This window comes from Paenibacillus lutimineralis (assembly GCF_003991425.1).
Taxonomy (GTDB): domain Bacteria; phylum Bacillota; class Bacilli; order Paenibacillales; family Paenibacillaceae; genus Fontibacillus; species Fontibacillus lutimineralis.
In genome coordinates this window covers 4,321,790-4,338,339 of the sequence record NZ_CP034346.1, presented here as the reverse complement: position 1 = coordinate 4,338,339, position 16,550 = coordinate 4,321,790, and the positions used below count along the sequence as shown (strand labels likewise).

The window sequence follows — 16,550 nt, the reverse complement described above, 5'->3', positions numbered from 1 at the left end:
ATGAAATTGACGGAGATTGATTTGTATTTAACGGAAAAATGCAACCTGCATTGTCCCTTTTGTAGTATTGAAGCCAATAACCGCCATCCATCGGCTATGAGTCTGGAAAAAATATTCGATATTATTTCAGAAGCAAAAAAATTGGGCCTTGAAGAGCTTCACTTAACTGGTGGAGAGCCTTCCTTGCGACCTGATTTGGAAGAAATCATTCGGTTTGCCGCTAAACAGGGATTAAATATCCGGTTGATCACAAACGGATCAATAATGAATCAAGAGAAGCTTCAGCGTCTGTATGATGCTGGTTTACGTAGTCTCATGATCAGTATCGACGGTTACGAGGATTATCATAACCGCGTGCGTGGAAAGGGTGTTTACGCTAAGGCAATGAAGCTTATTGAATCATCCCTGCTGCTGGATGATTTTACATTGAGAGTTAATAGTGTTGCATGGAAGGATAATGAAAGAGAAATTGTAGAGTTGGCCAGGCTATTTAACCGAATGGGAATTCATATTTATTCGATTTTTCTGGGTTCCCCGCTTGGTTTTGGCACGGATGCCAAGGCTAATGTTTTTGAGGCAAGGGAATGGCAAAGATTTTCGAATCACTTGCAAGAAATTGTGAATAAAGAAATATTTACAATGCAGGTGGTCATCGAGAAAGGTTTTATTTTTAACGATGAGATCAGTCTTGAAGGTACTTTGAAAGGTAGAGGAGTGGGATGTTACGACATTGCCGGACATTTTGATTATTTTCTGATCCGCGGAAACGGAGATGTTTATCCTTGTGTATTTTATAGCAATGATGCCCCGCCCATCGGTAATCTGCATCAGGACAATTTGCAGGCTCTACTACAGCGATACACGACAGATTCATTTTATAAAGCCGTTGGGCGAGTCCCAGAAGAATGCACAAGTTGTTATTTAATGGGAACTTGTAAAGGAGGTTGCAGAGGGTACGCGCAAATCTACAAAGGAGATTGGAATCGCGCCGACCCACGTTGCCATTTGAAGAAGACAGAAGAATATATTCCAGTTTGCCCCATTATGAAAAAAAACCTAAACACAGGCAAAATCGGTGGATCTTCTGAACAAGCCCTGAAAAAATAATGCAAGGGTTGATTTCGAAAAATGTTTAGCAGACAAACGGTAGAGGATTTAATAACTCATCTAACAGGTTCACATTCCGAATATATTTCGGCTGGACATGACAATATGGATAGAAATCGGGTATATCTGCTGCCCTCTCACCAATTGATCTTAAAAATCTATGGTAAATATGCAAGATGGGTAAGGGAAGTAAAGAGTCTATCTTTTCTGAATGAGAGGAAAGTACCAATCCCGGTTCCTAAGATAGTCGACCATGGTATATTTCAAGCAGATGTTCCCTGGGTACTGATGACCAAAATTCAGGGAGATAGCTTAATTGATGTAGAAAGCCTGATTGACCGTCGCTTCCGCAACAAGCTTACATCCGCAATAGCCAAATGCCATGCCGAATTTCATAATATGTGCGAGATTGATTTTTTTGGGGATTGGGTATCCGGATTGTCTAAGCCCGAAGACCAATTGACGTATTCTGAGTATACCTGTATGAAGAACAGGAAACGGGCTGATTTGCTGATCAGGAATCAGTACCCAGAAACACCCCTTTTCCGCCTTGCCCAAAAACGGCTGCTTCGGCTGGAGAATACTCTGACAGCTCCTATTCGTTATTCGTTATGCCATAATGATTTTAATGAGCGGAACATTCTTGTTCAACACAAGCAAGGGGAATGGAACGTAGTTGGCATTATAGATTTCGAGTCAGCCTATCCTTCGGATGGAGAATCGGATTTGGCCCGTGTGCTGTTTGATATTTATGAACAGGAAGATATGATGATCTATCTGAACAGCTACAGTAAATGTAGAGAGTTGAGTCCGAGCTTTTATGAAAAGCTTGACTATTACCTCATTGCTCTTTGTGTGGATATTTGTAGCTGGTCTTATTTGAAAGCCAATAACTATTACTATCGATCGGTCCTGTTGCTGGAGCGCTTATTAAAGAAATAGGGATGCAGAGAAATGAGTGGTTATATGATGAGAGGTTTTTTGCAGAAGGTACCAAAAAGCGAGCTGCATGTACATCTTCGCGGTGCTATGCCTGTGGATACATTCGCGAGGCTTATCCATAAATATGCCGATATAGGAATTTGGGAGCAAGAACCTGCAGCAAAGAAAAGTTTATACTACCGGAAGTTTTCTAATCTCAAATCAGTTATGAATGGGAAAACAAGGACTTACGAGGATCTTAGTTCTTTCTTTCAGTACAAAGGGTTTGAACATTTTATCGCTACATTTAGCCTGACAGGATATTATTTTCGTGAAATAGATGATTTCCGTTTACTTATACGGGGTGTTATCGACTATTTGATCGGTCAAAGTGTGATTTATGCGGAAATTACGATTTCTATTAATGAGTATATCAGACAGGGAATTCCCATCGAGGCGATAAGAGATTGCTTGGATGAGGCGGCGGAAGATAATAGGATTCGGGTTCAATGGATTATCGATTTCGTTCGGGATTATGGTTCAGAGCATGCGCTGTTACTTTTGCATAAAATCAAAGCTTTAAATTTTAAATCAGTGGTCGGAATTACGTTGGGAGGAAGAGAGTACTCACGCCCAGCCCGAGAATTTACTAGAGTGTACCAGACTGCTAGGGAATACGGTATGCATTTATCCATCCATGCAGGCGAAGCATGCGGACCGGAAAGCGTATGGGAGGCACTCCGCTTTTTGGACGTAGATCGTATTGGACATGGTGTACGGGCGGTAGAAGACCCTGCTTTGGTTGAATACTTAGCAGAGCATAACATTCCATTGGAAATTTGTCCGACCAGCAATATTCGTACTGGAATTATACAAAGTTATCAAAAACATCCTATTAAGAAACTGCTTGAGGCGGGTGTATTGGTGACTATTAACACTGATGACCCGACGTTTTTTGAAACTACTTTGATGAACGAATACATAATTTGCACGCACCAAATGGGTTTATCCCCTGAGCAATTGTATGAGGTAATGCAGAACGGCTTTACCTGCGCGTTTCTCCCGCTAGATGATAAACGCAAGTATTTAAACTATCTGGAACAGAAATGGAACCAATCTGTACCTGACTTTGATTCAATAGTAAGAAAGGACGGAGAATGATATGGAACTTGCCCTATTGGGGGGGAAACCCATAAGAAGCAAACCATTTGCCAAATGGCCCATATATTCAGCAGAAGAGGTTCAGAAAATGAAGGACGTTCTTTCGAGTTTATCCTGGGGAGGAATTAAAGACGGATCGGAAGTTTGGAAGTTTGAACAGGAATTTGCCTCATTCCATGGTATAGAACACGCAATCGCCGTTTGCAATGGAACATGCGCACTTATGGCCGCCTATACAGCTGTCGGAATAGGCCCGGGGGACGAGGTTATTGTTCCCTCTATGTCTTTTATTTCAACAGCTACTGCCGCAACGTTGCTGGGTGCTGTTCCGGTATTCGTGGACATCAACCCAACGGATCATTGTATGAGGAATGATTCCATTTCCGCTGCTATTTCCCCTAAAACGAAGGCAATCGTTCCTGTACATATCGGCGGCCATCCCTGTGACATGGACTTTATTATGGATCTAGCTCATCGTTACAACCTTAAAGTTATTGAGGACTGTGCTCAAGCTCTTGGAGCTGAGTGGAAGGGGCGTAAGGTAGGAACGTTTGGCGATATAGGCATGTTCAGTTTTGCAGAAACTAAAAATATCACTTCAGGCGAAGGCGGGGCGTTGATCACACAGGACTCAGGATTGGCAAACAAGATTGCTGAATTACGGAATCATGGAAGAGAATTTGGTATGAAATACCATCATCCTTCATTGGGCTATAACTTTCGCATTAGTGAGTTTCATGCCGGCTTGCTTCGGGTACAATTAGCTAGGCTTGAGGAACATCTGGAGCGGAAAAACAAGGCTGGCACTTATTTGGCGGAAGCAATCGATCAATTGCAACTCAAATGGTTTAAGCCGCTAGACTGGAATGTCAATATGACGAAGCACGGATTCTTCTCTTTTGCCTCCCGATATATTATGGAGTATTTTGGCGATATTCCGAAGGGTATCTTTCTAAAAGCACTATTGGCGGAAGGAATACCTGTAGGACATGAAGATGTCGCTCCATTTCCGATATATGAAAATCCTATTTACTCAAGTGAACATAATTCCAAGGCATACGAATGCCGCATACAATCTTGCCCGAATGTTCAACGCGCATATCGTGAAATTGTGATTACCGGTCAGTCTATTCATTCATCGATCCTCTTAGGTGAAGAAACAGACTTAGATGACTATGTAAAGGCATTGAGTAAAATCAATACGCACAAGCGGGAATTGCAGGAACTATCGAAGCAGTCCGGCAGAATATTAATCTGAAAGGAGAGTGATAGGGGTTGTCAGAAATGTATGATGTTCTTCTCATTAGTCCGTGGAGCGAGCCGGTTAATGTATTGCCCAGTTTTCATATTACCCGTCAGCTGATCGAGAAGTATTCAAATCGGATAGCCCGGGAGAAGACCCCGGATTTCTTTAATAACAATGAGGGTCAGGAGGACTGTGGCAATGTTATCAGATACTTCGAAAAGTTCCCTATTTCAATGGGCTTGCTTTGCATTGCTTCAGCACTAGAGAGCTGCGGTTATTCAGTTAAATACTTGTCTCTTGATTATAATAAATATTTGTCGGATGGCGATCCGAACTGGTTAAGCAATGTACTGAAATCGGAGCTTGATAAAACAAGATACGCTGTAGGTGTAACTGCAGTAACCCCGGAGTTCAACCGGGCTATTCAAATATTGGAGTTCAGCAAACAATTGAAATCCGAGCTTTTAACAGTGATCGGTGGGCCACACGTATCCTACCTAGATCATGAAGTTGCAAATCTTGACATGGTTGACATAGTGGTACGCGGTGAAGGAGAAGCCACTTTTTGCGAGCTGATGGAAGTCCATACCCAAAGGGGCGATTTCGCTTCCGTTCAGGGCATTACCTTTAAGCGAAGCGGAGAGATATACCAGAATCCCGACAGACTCCCTATTAATCTAGCTGATTATCCCCCCCCGGCTTTTCATCTCTTGCCTCTTGAAGATATTGACAAATTCATTTTATATACCTATTTCGGAAGAGGCTGCGTCAACAATTGCGATTATTGCGTAGAGGGCAAGTATTGGGGAAACAGACAACGCTACCGAACTGTTATGGATTTGGTTAACGAGCTGGAATACTTCGCCAATGTGTTCAACTGGAGGTTTATTCACCTTATTGACAGCGATTTTTTACTTGCCCGCCGATTAATTCCCGAGTTGTGCGATGAGCTGGAGAAAAGGAATCTTGGAATACAACTTAGCATTAATGTAAGTCCCAAGCTCTATAAACAAGCTTCGCCGGAACTTTTGAAGCGAATGATAGAAGTAGGTTTTAAGGAGTTTCTGATCGGGTCAGAGAGTGCCGACGACCAGATTTTGTTAGGAATGAACCGGAGGCAGTCCTTTTCGGATCTTGTTCGTTCCATTGAGGTGTTGAATGAAGTGCAGGCACCTTTTATATCGACGTATTGGGTGGTCGGATTTCCCGGAGAAACGCACGAAACTATCTCCAAAACCACACAAGGAATTATCGATCTGTTTGAACGGGGGCTTATATATCATGGCAGCACGAAGCTTTTTATTCCATACCCAGGAACACCGATTTACAAGAATCCTAATCAATACGGGTTGATTCTTGTGACAAACGAGTGGGAACGGTTCGACCGCTACGGTTTTCCGCCGCCGTATATTCATTCCAACCTGTCACCGTTTGAGCTTCAGCACTACATTATGCTCCTTCAATCAATACAGCTGAAATACTTTATTAAGCGAAGCGGAAACATGGAAGAGCATATGGAGGATTTGTTCCAAGCTTGCGATGATTTGTATTTGAAAAAGATATATATGTAATATTAGGTGAAGGAAGGAGCGATTGAAATATCAACGATATTCTTATTGATCGAGAGAGAAGAGGCTAGGGTACAGTTTGTCGCTAATGACGGGGATTTGGCCCTGCTATATGATTTAATTGAGCCTTACCTAAAAGTTTCAAAGATTAGTAATATTTCCCACTCTATATGGACGATATATGTAATACCTGAACTCGTACCTGATGGATGTAAGTTAAAGGAGATAACAGAAGATTCACCTGACGGACCTGGCACCAGGGTTTTTATGAATGGGGAAGCTCGAGTTATGGCAATTAATCAATCTGACCATAAATGGAGAATATTATATACTCTCAGAATGATCCGAAACCTGCTTCGGTGGCAATTGTATGAGCAAGGAAAATTATTTATGCATGGCGGTTTAGCAGGGGTTGGAAGGAAAGGAGTTGCTTATTTAGGAGGGAAAAAGTCAGGAAAGACTTCTTCTATTCTGGCCTTATTAAACTACGGAGCCCATTACTGCTCGAATGATGATCTGACATTTCTAGTAGAAGAAACGGAGGTAAGGGCTCTGGGCTGGCCGCGTTCCTTATGTATCAGGAAGGATTCGCTTTATGCTTTGCAAGCTGTCAATCCTCATTATGTAAGGATGATCGAAGAATTGAAGCATCCTAGCAACGAGCATGTTGAACACAATACAGAAGGTGAACAGTATCGTAAATCGCTCGGACTTTACTTTTATCCTAAGGAGATCGCGATCGCCTCAGGACAAAGAATTGAGCCGGAGGTCCCCTTATCCATGATCGTCTTTCCGAAATTTATTGGAAGGGAAGGGAAGAAAGCTTATTTAGAAAGGATTAATCCGGGGGAAGCTCTGGAACTGCTGGAACAGAATCTGGAACAATATCCGGAAAAATATTGCGGTTTTCTGGGGAAGTATTTTCAGGAACCGAATAATAACTTTTATGAACAGCTAACACTTCTTTCCCGAAATATACCTTGTTATAGACTCTTTCAAACCTTTGACGCCCTCGATGATGGAGCCAAGCTTATCACTGGGGAAGTTGAAAAGTTTAAGGATTAGAACGGCGGACCAGTTTGCAAAAAGGAAGGAGGACTTATGAAAGATATAGAAGCTCTTTTGGTTTTGAAAGCGTGTTCTTTGAAGCTTAGTGAGGATGAGTCAAATGAAATTAAGCGATATTTAACCGACGAGATGAATGCAGGGAAATTTTTATACTACTGTGTCCATCACAGAGTGGTTCCGCTAGTTTGGAGAAACTTAGAGAAATTAAAAATAACGAGTCGCTTGGAAAGCACAGTAAGGAGAACCATGAGGAGTGTGTGCGCAGATGTTGCACACCGCAATCAATCGTTTTACAAAGAAATTCAAAAGGTTAACCACGCTTTTTCACAAATTGGGATTAAGGCCTTATTACTAAAGGGGGCGGCTCTGGCCCCTCTGTTATATCAAGATATTACCTTGAGAGAATTTGGCGATGTCGATTATTTGATCCGTCTTGAAGATGCCACCATTATAAAGGAAGCGCTTTTACGGCTTGGCTATGTGCAAGGTAGCTATAATCCGGATACCCAACAAGTCATTCCTGTAAAACGGAAAGAAGAGATATATCGGCAAATGCACACCCATGAGCTGGTGGAATTTATTAAGCCGAATCCGGATAACCCTGGTTTTGCTTTTATGATTGATCTTAATCACGCTATTTTCTGGCGGACGGATAAGCTCAGCCGTGAACGGTTCCAGATCGATTCCGAAATTTTTATGAATAACGCAAAATCTGTAGATATCTTAGGATCGAAAGTTTATACCATGAGTCCGGAGCATATGTTGCTTCAGCTTTGTGCCCATTTTTACAGCGAAGCGGTGTATTTTCTGTGGGACAAGGATTGGAAGCGCAATAAGTCTGAAGTTTGTTTATATCGTTTTTGCGACATTAGGGAGTTTATTAATGCTTTACCTGTGGACTGGAAACTATTGCTGGATTTATGCAGGTTGCATCAACTTGAGGAGCCTGTTTACTTTTCGTTGGCATCTGTGCGAAACATATTGGACACAGATGTTCCCGAAGCTTTTATGAATGCTTTGCATGTAGATCCTAGAGTAATCAATTATTTTTATGGTCTGGACGGCCATCGTCTGGAGTGGGAGTTATCCTTGTTCGATCGACTGTTTCATCCGTGGATGAAATATGAAGAGATCCAAAGGAGAGGGATGATATGTTAGTCTATTATGAGGTCATCAAGATTAACATAAAAAATTTACTTGTATACCGTTTAGACACTGCTATAGGAATTCTGGGCAATATTTTTTCACTATTTGTTCAGATCTACTTATGGACTGCTCTGTTTCATCAGAATGAAATTGCAGAGCTTTCTTTAAATGAGATGATCACTTACCAGGTTTTCGGTATTCTTCTTGGGACCTTGTATAATGGCGGTGCTGCATGGATTGTTGGTCAACAGGTCAGAGACGGTTCCATCGCCATGGAGCTAATCAAACCCTACAACTATAGTCTAAGCAACCTGGCCGCATCTTTGGCCAGTTCCCTGACTGATTTTGTACTTAAAGGACTACCAGTTTTGGTGCTGGCCATACTCACACAGAAGCCCTTTTTACCGGATTTACACTTTTGGAAAGTGCTGTTGCTAATGGCGGTCATACTTTGCAATATTGTGTTGTTCTGGCTTATGCATTTTATGATAGGACTGCTTCACTTTTCATTAATTAATGCAGGTTGGTTTTCTCGCATACTAGCTGATGTAATCCGGATTTTGGGAGGGGGGATTATTCCACTTTGGTTTTTCCCCGGAACACTTAGAAGTATCTTTCAGTACCTACCCTTCCAATTATTATATCAGTTCCCCCAAAGTATTTTGATTAACAAGATAACAAATTACGAGATAGCAAGAAACGGAATTCTTCTGCTCGGCTGGACAGGGTTGATCATGGTTATCGTGATTTACATGTGGCGGATGAACATTAAGAAGCTAGTGGTGCAAGGGGGGTAGATTCTGCGTGTATTATATTAAGCTCTTCATTCTGTATATAAAATATTTGATAAAAGCTGAAGCTCAATATCGGGCGAATTTTATCACCGGTCTCTTTGCAAACTTCCTAACCTATTTTTTAACCTACATGTCAGTATGGGTGATAACCAATCGTTTTGACTCCCTTAATGGTTGGAATTATAACGATCTGGTATTTCTGACCGCACTTCATCTATTCTCATATGGGATAGCTTCAACATTCTTGTGGGGCTACATTTTTGGTTTGGAAAAAAAAATCAATGACGGCAGCTTTGACAAGGTGCTTGTCCGCCCGATTGACCCCGTGGTGAGTCTTTCTTTGGAGGGGTTTGCTTGGACGGGAATAGGACAAATCGTGGTTTCTAGCTTCTTTTTGATTGGATCTTTGGTAGCAGGCGATATCGAATGGAGCTTCTACAAGGCTATTGTTTTAATCTTAAGTATCATAGGAGCAATTCTAATTCAATGTTCTGCTCACTTATTTTTTGGGACACTAAGTTTCTGGATGCGAAAATCTTTTTCACTAGCCAATGTGCTTTATTACACATTCCGCTATTTTATCAATTACCCACTGACCATTTACGGAAAAATTGTACGTTATACCTTAACCTTTATTTTACCGTGGGGATTTATCAATTATTATCCAGCCGTTTTCATACTCGATAAGAAAGAATTGCACGCTGATTGGTATATTTTCACTCCGATACTAGGGGTGGTTTTGTTTGTATTAACAATAGGATTCTCCAAGTTGGGTATCAAGAAATATGAGAGTGTTGGAAATTAAAAATCGGAGTCGGAGGCTAAGATGAACTTTATAGAAGTCAAGCACTTGATTAAAGAATTTAAGTCAGCCCAAAGCTCTAAAAGAGGAATACGCGATAAACTTCTGAATGTACAAGAGACCAAGAGAGCTGTGGACGGAATTGATTTTTCAATCCAGCAAGGTGAAATTGTAGGGTATATTGGCCCGAATGGTGCCGGTAAATCAACAACAATTAAAATACTGACTGGTATCTTAGTGCCCACCAGCGGAGAGGTGATAGTGAACGGCCTTGTTCCGTATAAGTCAAGAAAACAGCATGCTAGCAACATTGGTGTTGTATTCGGGCAAAGAACCCAGTTATGGTGGGAGTTACCTGTAGCGGATTCATTGAATTTGCTTAAGCACATCTACAAGGTACCGGATCCAATCTTCCGAAAGAATTTAGAGCTCTATCATGACATTCTGTCAATTGGTGAGTTTATTCATAAGCCGGTCAGACAGTTAAGTCTTGGGCAACGGATGCGTGCCGATTTTGCCGCTTCCTTACTACATAATCCGAATATCCTATTTCTGGACGAACCGACCATTGGACTTGATATTGTCGTGAAGGAAAAAATCCGTCATTTCATTAAGACGATTAATGAAGAGAGAGGCGTAACCGTAATATTAACTACACATGATATGGGAGATATCGAAAGATTATGTAAACGGACGATTGTCATTGATAAAGGAAAAAAAATTTATGACGGAAATGTCCAGGAAATGAAAACTCATTTCGGAAAACGAAGAATTTTAGTCATGGAACTAAGTGAGAGTTTTAAGGGCATAGAAATGAATGGTGTAACACTGGAGCAAGAAGAAGGATTGACCGTTACGCTATCTTTTGATAAAGAGCTGGTTAGCCCAGCACAGATTATAGCTGAATTTATGAAGAACTATGAAATTCGTGATTTGACAATACAGGAGCCGCAGATTCAGGATATCGTAAAGTTGATATATGAAGGGCAATATAGTGAATCTCCAATGTTTGAAAAATAAAAAAAGCGTAGATTGAAGGGAGAGCTTATTTATGGCACAGATGGTATATGATTCAATGGAACATTATACACGAGATGTAGGCCCCGCCGAAAAAGAATACTTGACCGAGTGTGAAATCGATATTCAGAATATTGGTTGGACGCTAGGCAACGATTGCCCTTATCGCTGTCGCCACTGCTATTCGATGTCTGCCCGAAAAAAAGGGAAGGATCTCGATCTTGCAACGATTGACCGGGTTACCAATCAGATTGCACTTTTAGGGGCAAAAACGGTAAATTTGGGCGGTAATGAACCGCTGTTCACCAATGGCCCCAACCCAAAGAACACGCTTCTCCCTTATATTGTAAGTTCCTTGGTTAACCGTGGTGTGGATGTGGGGCTGACCACTTCTGGCATTAGTGCCACTTATCTGGAGAAGTATTATCCTGAAGAGTTCCACATGTTAAATGATGTTGATATTAGCCTAGATTCACCATATGAGAGTGAACATAATGATAACCGTGGGGGAAAAATATTCCCTATGGCTATCGAAGCGTTGGAAATATGCAAGAAACACCAGAAAGATTTTACAATAGTCATGTGTGCGATGAATTGGAATTTTACGGAAGATCGAATACGCGAACTTGTAAAGTTAGCGCGATATTACGGATCCAACGTCCGCATTAATCCGATCAAACCTGTGGAAGCGGAACATATGAAAACAGCCTTAAATGCTGAACAATATTATGAGGGATTTTCTTTATTGATGGAGTTATGCGACCAATTAGATTTGACGGAGCCTACACTTTCTGCAGTAACACAATACCAGGATTCCAAACGATGCCCTTGCGGAAGAAAGTCTTTTCGCATTCATTCTATTACACCTGATGGAAAGATTCCGATTTCTCCTTGCGTCTATTTACATGATTATAAGGTTGGAAATTTGCTTGAGGATGATCTGCTGGACCTGATTAAATCTCCCCAATTCCAAACTTTCCGCAGACGAAATGCCCATCCTGAAGCTATTTTAGGATGCGAAGAGTGTGAAATTGTTAATTTGTGTGGAGGAGGTTGTGCTTCACGTGCCTATTTGTATAATCTCCATAATAACGGTGAACGAAGTCTCTTTTCTAGAGATCCGTTCTGCCCTAAAGATAACCCAATTAACGTACCTTTTCCTTATAACCCTCAAATGGAGAAAGTTCATCTGGTGCATCGGGATTATTTATGTACGTGGATCGGTAGACCGAAGAATTAGATCCTAGAAATCATTGTGGCAAGGATGACCGTTGTTGCCCTTGCCACTTGTAAATTAAGGGGTGCAAAATGTCAATTTTAGAAAAATCTTTATTTTATAATTATTTACCATGTTCTAGTGCGCATGCACTTAGATTTTTGGCAAATGAAATTGATATCACTCCATTATTTTGGTGTTCTTATGAACCTGTTTATTCTGTTTATGAAGCTATTGTACAGGATAATAAAACACCTTGGGAATATACTTGGGATATTAAACCATTCGATAAAGATATGGGGATACTACAGGAGATTGTTTTTTCTGATAACTTCCAATTCATTAAACAAAAAATTATTAATTTATTAGAGAACGGTTACACTGTTCAAATCAGAACAAAAAATAGAAATATACCACATATGGTTGAATTAAATAGTAATTTAGAAGGTGTACATACACTAACTTTAACATCATATGATGATACCAAGGATGTATTTAAAATATATGATTTTCCGTTCGAAAAAGAGTACTCATCTGAAATATTACAAAAAGCATATGATCAAGTTAGTAGTAACTTTATAACATACTATCGATTAGAAAAAGATGCTACGACCATAGAGAACATATCTACTCATTATCAACTATTCAAGTCTAGAATGCTTAAAATCAATGATGATTTTAGCATTTATGAGGAGTTAAAAACATTACTTTACCAAGGAAACGACTTAAAAGAGAAACTTGTTTATTTCTTTGGAGTGATTGCGCTCTCAAGAGAATTAACCTTTATTTACATGATTAATAATAATTTATCTGAATATCTTGTAGATTCGATTAAAAAGATTACTAATCTAGCTGAAATTATTAAGCAATTAATGTTAAAATATTCTATAAAAGGGTTTGTTTCAGAGAAAGATACTTTTAATAGTATCCGAAAAATTAATGATCTTCAAAAGATGGAATTAGAATTTTTGAATGCTATCCGAGATGAATTTTTGAGTGGGGAAAAACGAGAATTAATAAAGAAATATCCAAATCCACCGATTGATATTCAGGTTAATCATATCACAGATTCAAGCGCTTGGTTAAGTTGGAATAATAAAGAGGATGAGCAATATGAACAATATACGTACAATATTCAACTTAATTCAATAGGGATTGCTTCAACGAATAAGACTACCTTTATAATAAATAATTTAAAACCAGAAACTTCATATTTTGTAAGTATAAGCAGTGTGGATAGTAGTGGACAATTTAGCAAGGAAGTAAAAGTAGAAAGTTTCAAAACAAGTGATAAAAAAATATTTGGGGATTTATCCCGTTTCAAATTCGTATCAGCATCATCTTATGAAGATGATGATAGAGCCCCCCATAATGTTGTAGATAATGATGAATCAACCAGGTGGAGCAGTGCTTATAGTGACAATGAATGGATTTGTATTGATTTAGGCTATGTCATGAGATTCAATAAAGTTAAACTGCATTGGGAAGATGCACATGCGTTAGAGTATAAGGTACAAATTTCAGTTGATATGGAAAATTGGATTGATATTCATTATGAACAAGATTGTAAAGGTGGAATTGAAGAGATTGAATATCTTAAACATTTAACTAGATATGTGAGAGTATTGGGGATTAAAAGAGCAACTATATTTGGATATTCTTTATGGGAGTTTTCAATATATAATGAGGAATGAATGGAGCTAAGTTTCTTAATTTTTTGTATTGATAATAACCCCTCACGAAAATATTACATTTACGTGAGGGGTTTGAAGTCACATTTAAGCTTTAGCTGCCCATATTTCAATTTCTATTTTAATTTCCGGCAATCCTAATTCAGAAATATAGCCGATCGTCATCGCGGGATAATCACTACCAAATAACTGCTCCCATTGTTCATCTAGATAATCCCAGTCTATTTTTTGGGTAGCCCATATATTTACTTTGATAATATGCTCTGATGTTAACTCTTCAGAGTGCAACACGCTTTGGATATTACTAAAAGTATTCCTGATTTGTTCGTTCATGCTTTCAGGCATGTTGCCATTTCGGTCTACTCCAATTTGACCAGAAGTAACATACAGCTCAGAATTTCTTGGGATTTTGGTAATATGAGTATAGTTGCCTACTGGACTATACATACCTTCAGGGTTTTTTCTAGTAATTTTGAAATTTTCCATTTTAAAATACCTCCGCATAATAAGAATTGTTCTGCTATTTTAATCATTCATTTTTGGGCACACTTCTCCCGTGAAAATGAATTCTAGAAAAAAACAGCAGTAGAGTATCCATATCCAGAAGATATAAACGTTAAAGATCTTTTCTTCATAGATTGAACACTCCTTTCTTAATAAATGCGAAGAGATAAATATGATAAGGATTATATTGGAACTAAGATTTGGTGTCAATGATTCCTTCAAAGGCGTTTGTTACTAATTGCTGCACATAGGTTTCGTCCAATGTGTCGCCGGTCACAAGCAAACGATAGAAAATGGGTCCGTAAATGAGATCAATGCAGATGTCAATGTCGAGGCTTTTCTTTAATTCCCCGCGCTCGGTTCCCTTCTCGAGAAGACTCCTTGCCTCAAGTCTGCGGGGACGGAAAAATCGAGCTCGATAGGCCTCCGCCAATCCTGAATCAAACTGCCCCTCACCTAATAACTCCGTAATGATAGTTCCTTCCTGACTGATCAAAAACATGGCTAAATTCGTGGCATGCAATAGAATATCATTATATGCTGAACCCGTATCAGGCACGGGTAATCTGGTTCCAGCGGCATAAAAAAAACCATCCATTACTACAGCCGCCTTGTTAGGCCACCATTTATAAATCGTTGCTTTGCTTACCTGGGCACGATCAGCGATTTTATCAACTGTGACGGCTTGAAAACCGTTCTCCAACAATAACTCATAAGATGCTAAAAGAATTGACTTTTGCGCCTCTACATTACGCGGTCTGCCTCTTTTTCCGTCCATTTTAATCTCTCCTTTCACCAATACATATCCTAAGCGAGAAAATAAACTATACGTTCAGTATACCCAATATAAATAAAAAAGAAAGTTGAAATTATCTATTTACAAAACTGTACGTTCAGTATATCATTTAATTATCAAATTAAATACTATACGTACAGTACTCAAAAGTGAAGGGAGATAAACTTCAGATGTTGAGAATTGCATGAAAAAAGGCTATTAACTGTTGAGCATAATATTCTATCTAAGGAGTTGTCTGAAATGACTGCTATAAAAAATCAAACAATCAACAAAAGTATCCCAACATGGTTAACGCTACTTATAGCTACCGCATGCGGTATCATTGTAGCTAATCTTTACTATGCACAGCCCCTGGTCGGCTTAATCAGTTCTTCAATCGGGCTGCCAGCAAATAGTTCTGGCTTAATCGTCACTTTAACGCAGATTGGTTACGTGGTTGGCTTACTATTTGTAGTCCCTATGGGTGATATTCTCGAAAATCGAAGACTGATCGTAGTATCTTTACTTCTCACATCGGTTGCCCTTGTAATTACGGCAGTGTCGAAACAACCTGTGCTGTTTTTAATCGCATCCTTTGTAATTGGTTTAGGATCGGTCGCAACGCAAGTACTCGTTCCTTTTGCATCATATCTTGCTTCCGAATCATCGCGCGGTCGTGTTGTAGGTAACATTATGAGTGGTTTGTTACTTGGAATCATGCTCTCCCGTCCTTTGTCGATCTTGGTAGCTGACCTTTTTAGCTGGCATGCCGTATTCGCTTTGTCCGCCGCTGCTGTAATTATATTGATGATCGTACTATGGAGGGTATTACCAACAAGAAAGCCTCAGGCTGAAACAAACTATACAGCTTTACTTGGTTCTATGTGGCACTTACTGCGAACCAATCAAGTCTTACGCCGTCGGGCTGCATATCATGCAGGTTTGTTTGCGACATTTAGCTTATTTTGGACAACAGTTCCATTACTGTTAGCTAGCCCAGCCTTCCACTTTTCTCAGAAATCTATTGCATTATTTGCGCTTCTTGGAGTTGCGGGAGCGATAGCTGCGCCCGTGGCTGGAAGGGTGGCCGACCGAGGTTGGACTAAACCTGCGACCGGGATAGCACTGGTTACTGTCGTCATTTCTATTTTGTTGCCGCTTATAGTTCGGACTAGTTCGCCAATCGGAGTAGTAGTTCTCGTCATTGCAGCCGTATTATTAGACGCCGGAGTATCCGCGAATCTTGTGCTCGGACAACGTGCACTCTTCTCGTTGAGTCCCGAAATTCGTAGTCGCCTGAACGGGCTTTTTATGGCTATTTTCTTTTTTGGCGGTGCCATTGGATCCGCAATTGGCGGATGGGCATATGCCACTGGGGGATGGAGTACTGCGTTATGGTTTGGATTAGCTTTCCCGATTCTCGCCTTACTTTATTTTGCTACAGAGAAGAAAAATGCTTCTTAAGTTTAGAAGAAATTAAGGACGGTGCAACCGTTTCTCCTAGTTGGTATAATACATGGTACTAAGAATGCAA

At 40.1% G+C, this 16,550-nt stretch carries 15 protein-coding genes; 13 read left to right on the top strand and 2 right to left on the bottom strand.

The annotated features are described in order from the left end of the window. The 12 genes from EI981_RS19150 (at position 1) to EI981_RS19095 (ending at position 13,740) form a co-directional block, all read left to right on the top strand. Positions 1 to 1,107, top strand: a complete 1,107-nt coding sequence (locus EI981_RS19150; RefSeq protein ID WP_162616217.1) for a radical SAM/SPASM domain-containing protein — start codon at positions 1 to 3, stop codon at positions 1,105 to 1,107. A gap of 21 nt (positions 1,108 to 1,128) precedes the next feature. After that, positions 1,129 to 2,049 carry a phosphotransferase family protein gene (locus EI981_RS19145; RefSeq protein ID WP_127000881.1) on the top strand — a complete coding sequence of 307 codons (921 nt, stop codon included), beginning with the start codon at positions 1,129 to 1,131 and terminating at the stop codon, positions 2,047 to 2,049. A 12-nt stretch (positions 2,050 to 2,061) separates the two neighbouring features. After that, positions 2,062 to 3,189 carry an adenosine deaminase gene (add, locus tag EI981_RS19140; protein WP_127000878.1) on the top strand — a complete coding sequence of 376 codons (1,128 nt, stop codon included), beginning with the start codon at positions 2,062 to 2,064 and terminating at the stop codon, positions 3,187 to 3,189. A gap of 1 nt (position 3,190) precedes the next feature. Then, positions 3,191 to 4,447: a DegT/DnrJ/EryC1/StrS family aminotransferase gene (locus EI981_RS19135; protein ID WP_127000876.1), complete on the top strand. Its 1,257-nt coding sequence runs from the start codon at positions 3,191 to 3,193 to the stop codon at positions 4,445 to 4,447. Between the two features lie 26 nt (positions 4,448 to 4,473). Then, on the top strand, positions 4,474 to 6,006 hold the full coding sequence (locus EI981_RS19130; protein WP_227011921.1) for a B12-binding domain-containing radical SAM protein: 1,533 nt from the start codon (positions 4,474 to 4,476) through the stop codon (positions 6,004 to 6,006). A 6-nt stretch (positions 6,007 to 6,012) separates the two neighbouring features. Beyond that, positions 6,013 to 7,068, top strand: coding sequence for a hypothetical protein (locus EI981_RS19125; RefSeq protein WP_127000872.1), 1,056 nt, complete (start codon positions 6,013 to 6,015; stop codon positions 7,066 to 7,068). A 36-nt stretch (positions 7,069 to 7,104) separates the two neighbouring features. Next, the gene (locus EI981_RS19120) at positions 7,105 to 8,229 is read left to right on the top strand and encodes a nucleotidyltransferase domain-containing protein (RefSeq protein WP_127000870.1); all 1,125 of its coding nucleotides are present in this window, start codon (positions 7,105 to 7,107) and stop codon (positions 8,227 to 8,229) included. Then, the gene (locus EI981_RS19115; RefSeq protein ID WP_127000868.1) at positions 8,223 to 9,014 is read left to right on the top strand and encodes an ABC transporter permease; all 792 of its coding nucleotides are present in this window, start codon (positions 8,223 to 8,225) and stop codon (positions 9,012 to 9,014) included. Before EI981_RS19120 ends, EI981_RS19115 begins: the two co-directional genes overlap by 7 nt. A 7-nt stretch (positions 9,015 to 9,021) precedes the next feature. Continuing rightward, complete coding sequence (locus EI981_RS19110; RefSeq protein WP_127000866.1) at positions 9,022 to 9,816, top strand: ABC transporter permease; 795 nt, start codon at positions 9,022 to 9,024, stop codon at positions 9,814 to 9,816. A gap of 21 nt (positions 9,817 to 9,837) precedes the next feature. Next, on the top strand, positions 9,838 to 10,833 hold the full coding sequence (locus EI981_RS19105) for an ABC transporter ATP-binding protein (RefSeq protein WP_127000864.1): 996 nt from the start codon (positions 9,838 to 9,840) through the stop codon (positions 10,831 to 10,833). Positions 10,834 to 10,864: 31 nt separating this feature from the next. Continuing rightward, positions 10,865 to 12,070, top strand: a complete 1,206-nt coding sequence (locus tag EI981_RS19100; RefSeq protein WP_127000862.1) for a radical SAM/SPASM domain-containing protein — start codon at positions 10,865 to 10,867, stop codon at positions 12,068 to 12,070. Positions 12,071 to 12,138: 68 nt separating this feature from the next. Continuing rightward, positions 12,139 to 13,740 carry a discoidin domain-containing protein gene (locus tag EI981_RS19095; RefSeq protein WP_127000860.1) on the top strand — a complete coding sequence of 534 codons (1,602 nt, stop codon included), beginning with the start codon at positions 12,139 to 12,141 and terminating at the stop codon, positions 13,738 to 13,740. Between the two features lie 84 nt (positions 13,741 to 13,824). Here EI981_RS19095 and EI981_RS19090 read toward each other — a convergent pair whose 3' ends face one another. Together EI981_RS19090 and EI981_RS19085 are read right to left on the bottom strand one after the other, a co-directional pair. Continuing rightward, entirely contained in the window at positions 13,825 to 14,223 is a 399-nt protein-coding gene (locus EI981_RS19090; protein WP_127000858.1) for a RidA family protein, read from the bottom strand. 211 nt (positions 14,224 to 14,434) lie between these two features. Then, on the bottom strand, positions 14,435 to 15,019 hold the full coding sequence (locus EI981_RS19085) for a TetR/AcrR family transcriptional regulator (protein ID WP_127000856.1): 585 nt from the start codon (positions 15,017 to 15,019) through the stop codon (positions 14,435 to 14,437). Positions 15,020 to 15,277: 258 nt separating this feature from the next. Here EI981_RS19085 and EI981_RS19080 point away from each other — a divergent pair, with 258 nt between their 5' ends. Further along, the gene (locus EI981_RS19080) at positions 15,278 to 16,480 is read left to right on the top strand and encodes an MFS transporter (protein WP_127000854.1); all 1,203 of its coding nucleotides are present in this window, start codon (positions 15,278 to 15,280) and stop codon (positions 16,478 to 16,480) included. Positions 16,481 to 16,550 lie beyond the last annotated feature (70 nt).

What these genes read in the sequence shown, in the direction of transcription:
- EI981_RS19150 (WP_162616217.1), top strand. Translation starts at nt 1, where the DNA reads ATGAAATTGACGGAGATTGATTTGTATTTAACGGAAAAATGCAACCTG.
- EI981_RS19105 (WP_127000864.1), top strand. Translation starts at nt 9,838, where the DNA reads ATGAACTTTATAGAAGTCAAGCACTTGATTAAAGAATTTAAGTCAGCC.
- EI981_RS19130 (WP_227011921.1), top strand. Translation starts at nt 4,474, where the DNA reads ATGTATGATGTTCTTCTCATTAGTCCGTGGAGCGAGCCGGTTAATGTA.
- EI981_RS19115 (WP_127000868.1), top strand. Translation starts at nt 8,223, where the DNA reads ATGTTAGTCTATTATGAGGTCATCAAGATTAACATAAAAAATTTACTT.
- EI981_RS19080 (WP_127000854.1), top strand. Translation starts at nt 15,278, where the DNA reads ATGACTGCTATAAAAAATCAAACAATCAACAAAAGTATCCCAACATGG.
- add (WP_127000878.1), top strand. Translation starts at nt 2,062, where the DNA reads ATGAGTGGTTATATGATGAGAGGTTTTTTGCAGAAGGTACCAAAAAGC.
- EI981_RS19090 (WP_127000858.1), bottom strand. Translation starts at nt 14,223, where the DNA reads ATGGAAAATTTCAAAATTACTAGAAAAAACCCTGAAGGTATGTATAGT.
- EI981_RS19145 (WP_127000881.1), top strand. Translation starts at nt 1,129, where the DNA reads ATGTTTAGCAGACAAACGGTAGAGGATTTAATAACTCATCTAACAGGT.
- EI981_RS19135 (WP_127000876.1), top strand. Translation starts at nt 3,191, where the DNA reads ATGGAACTTGCCCTATTGGGGGGGAAACCCATAAGAAGCAAACCATTT.
- EI981_RS19095 (WP_127000860.1), top strand. Translation starts at nt 12,139, where the DNA reads ATGTCAATTTTAGAAAAATCTTTATTTTATAATTATTTACCATGTTCT.
- EI981_RS19120 (WP_127000870.1), top strand. Translation starts at nt 7,105, where the DNA reads ATGAAAGATATAGAAGCTCTTTTGGTTTTGAAAGCGTGTTCTTTGAAG.
- EI981_RS19100 (WP_127000862.1), top strand. Translation starts at nt 10,865, where the DNA reads ATGGCACAGATGGTATATGATTCAATGGAACATTATACACGAGATGTA.
- EI981_RS19085 (WP_127000856.1), bottom strand. Translation starts at nt 15,019, where the DNA reads ATGGACGGAAAAAGAGGCAGACCGCGTAATGTAGAGGCGCAAAAGTCA.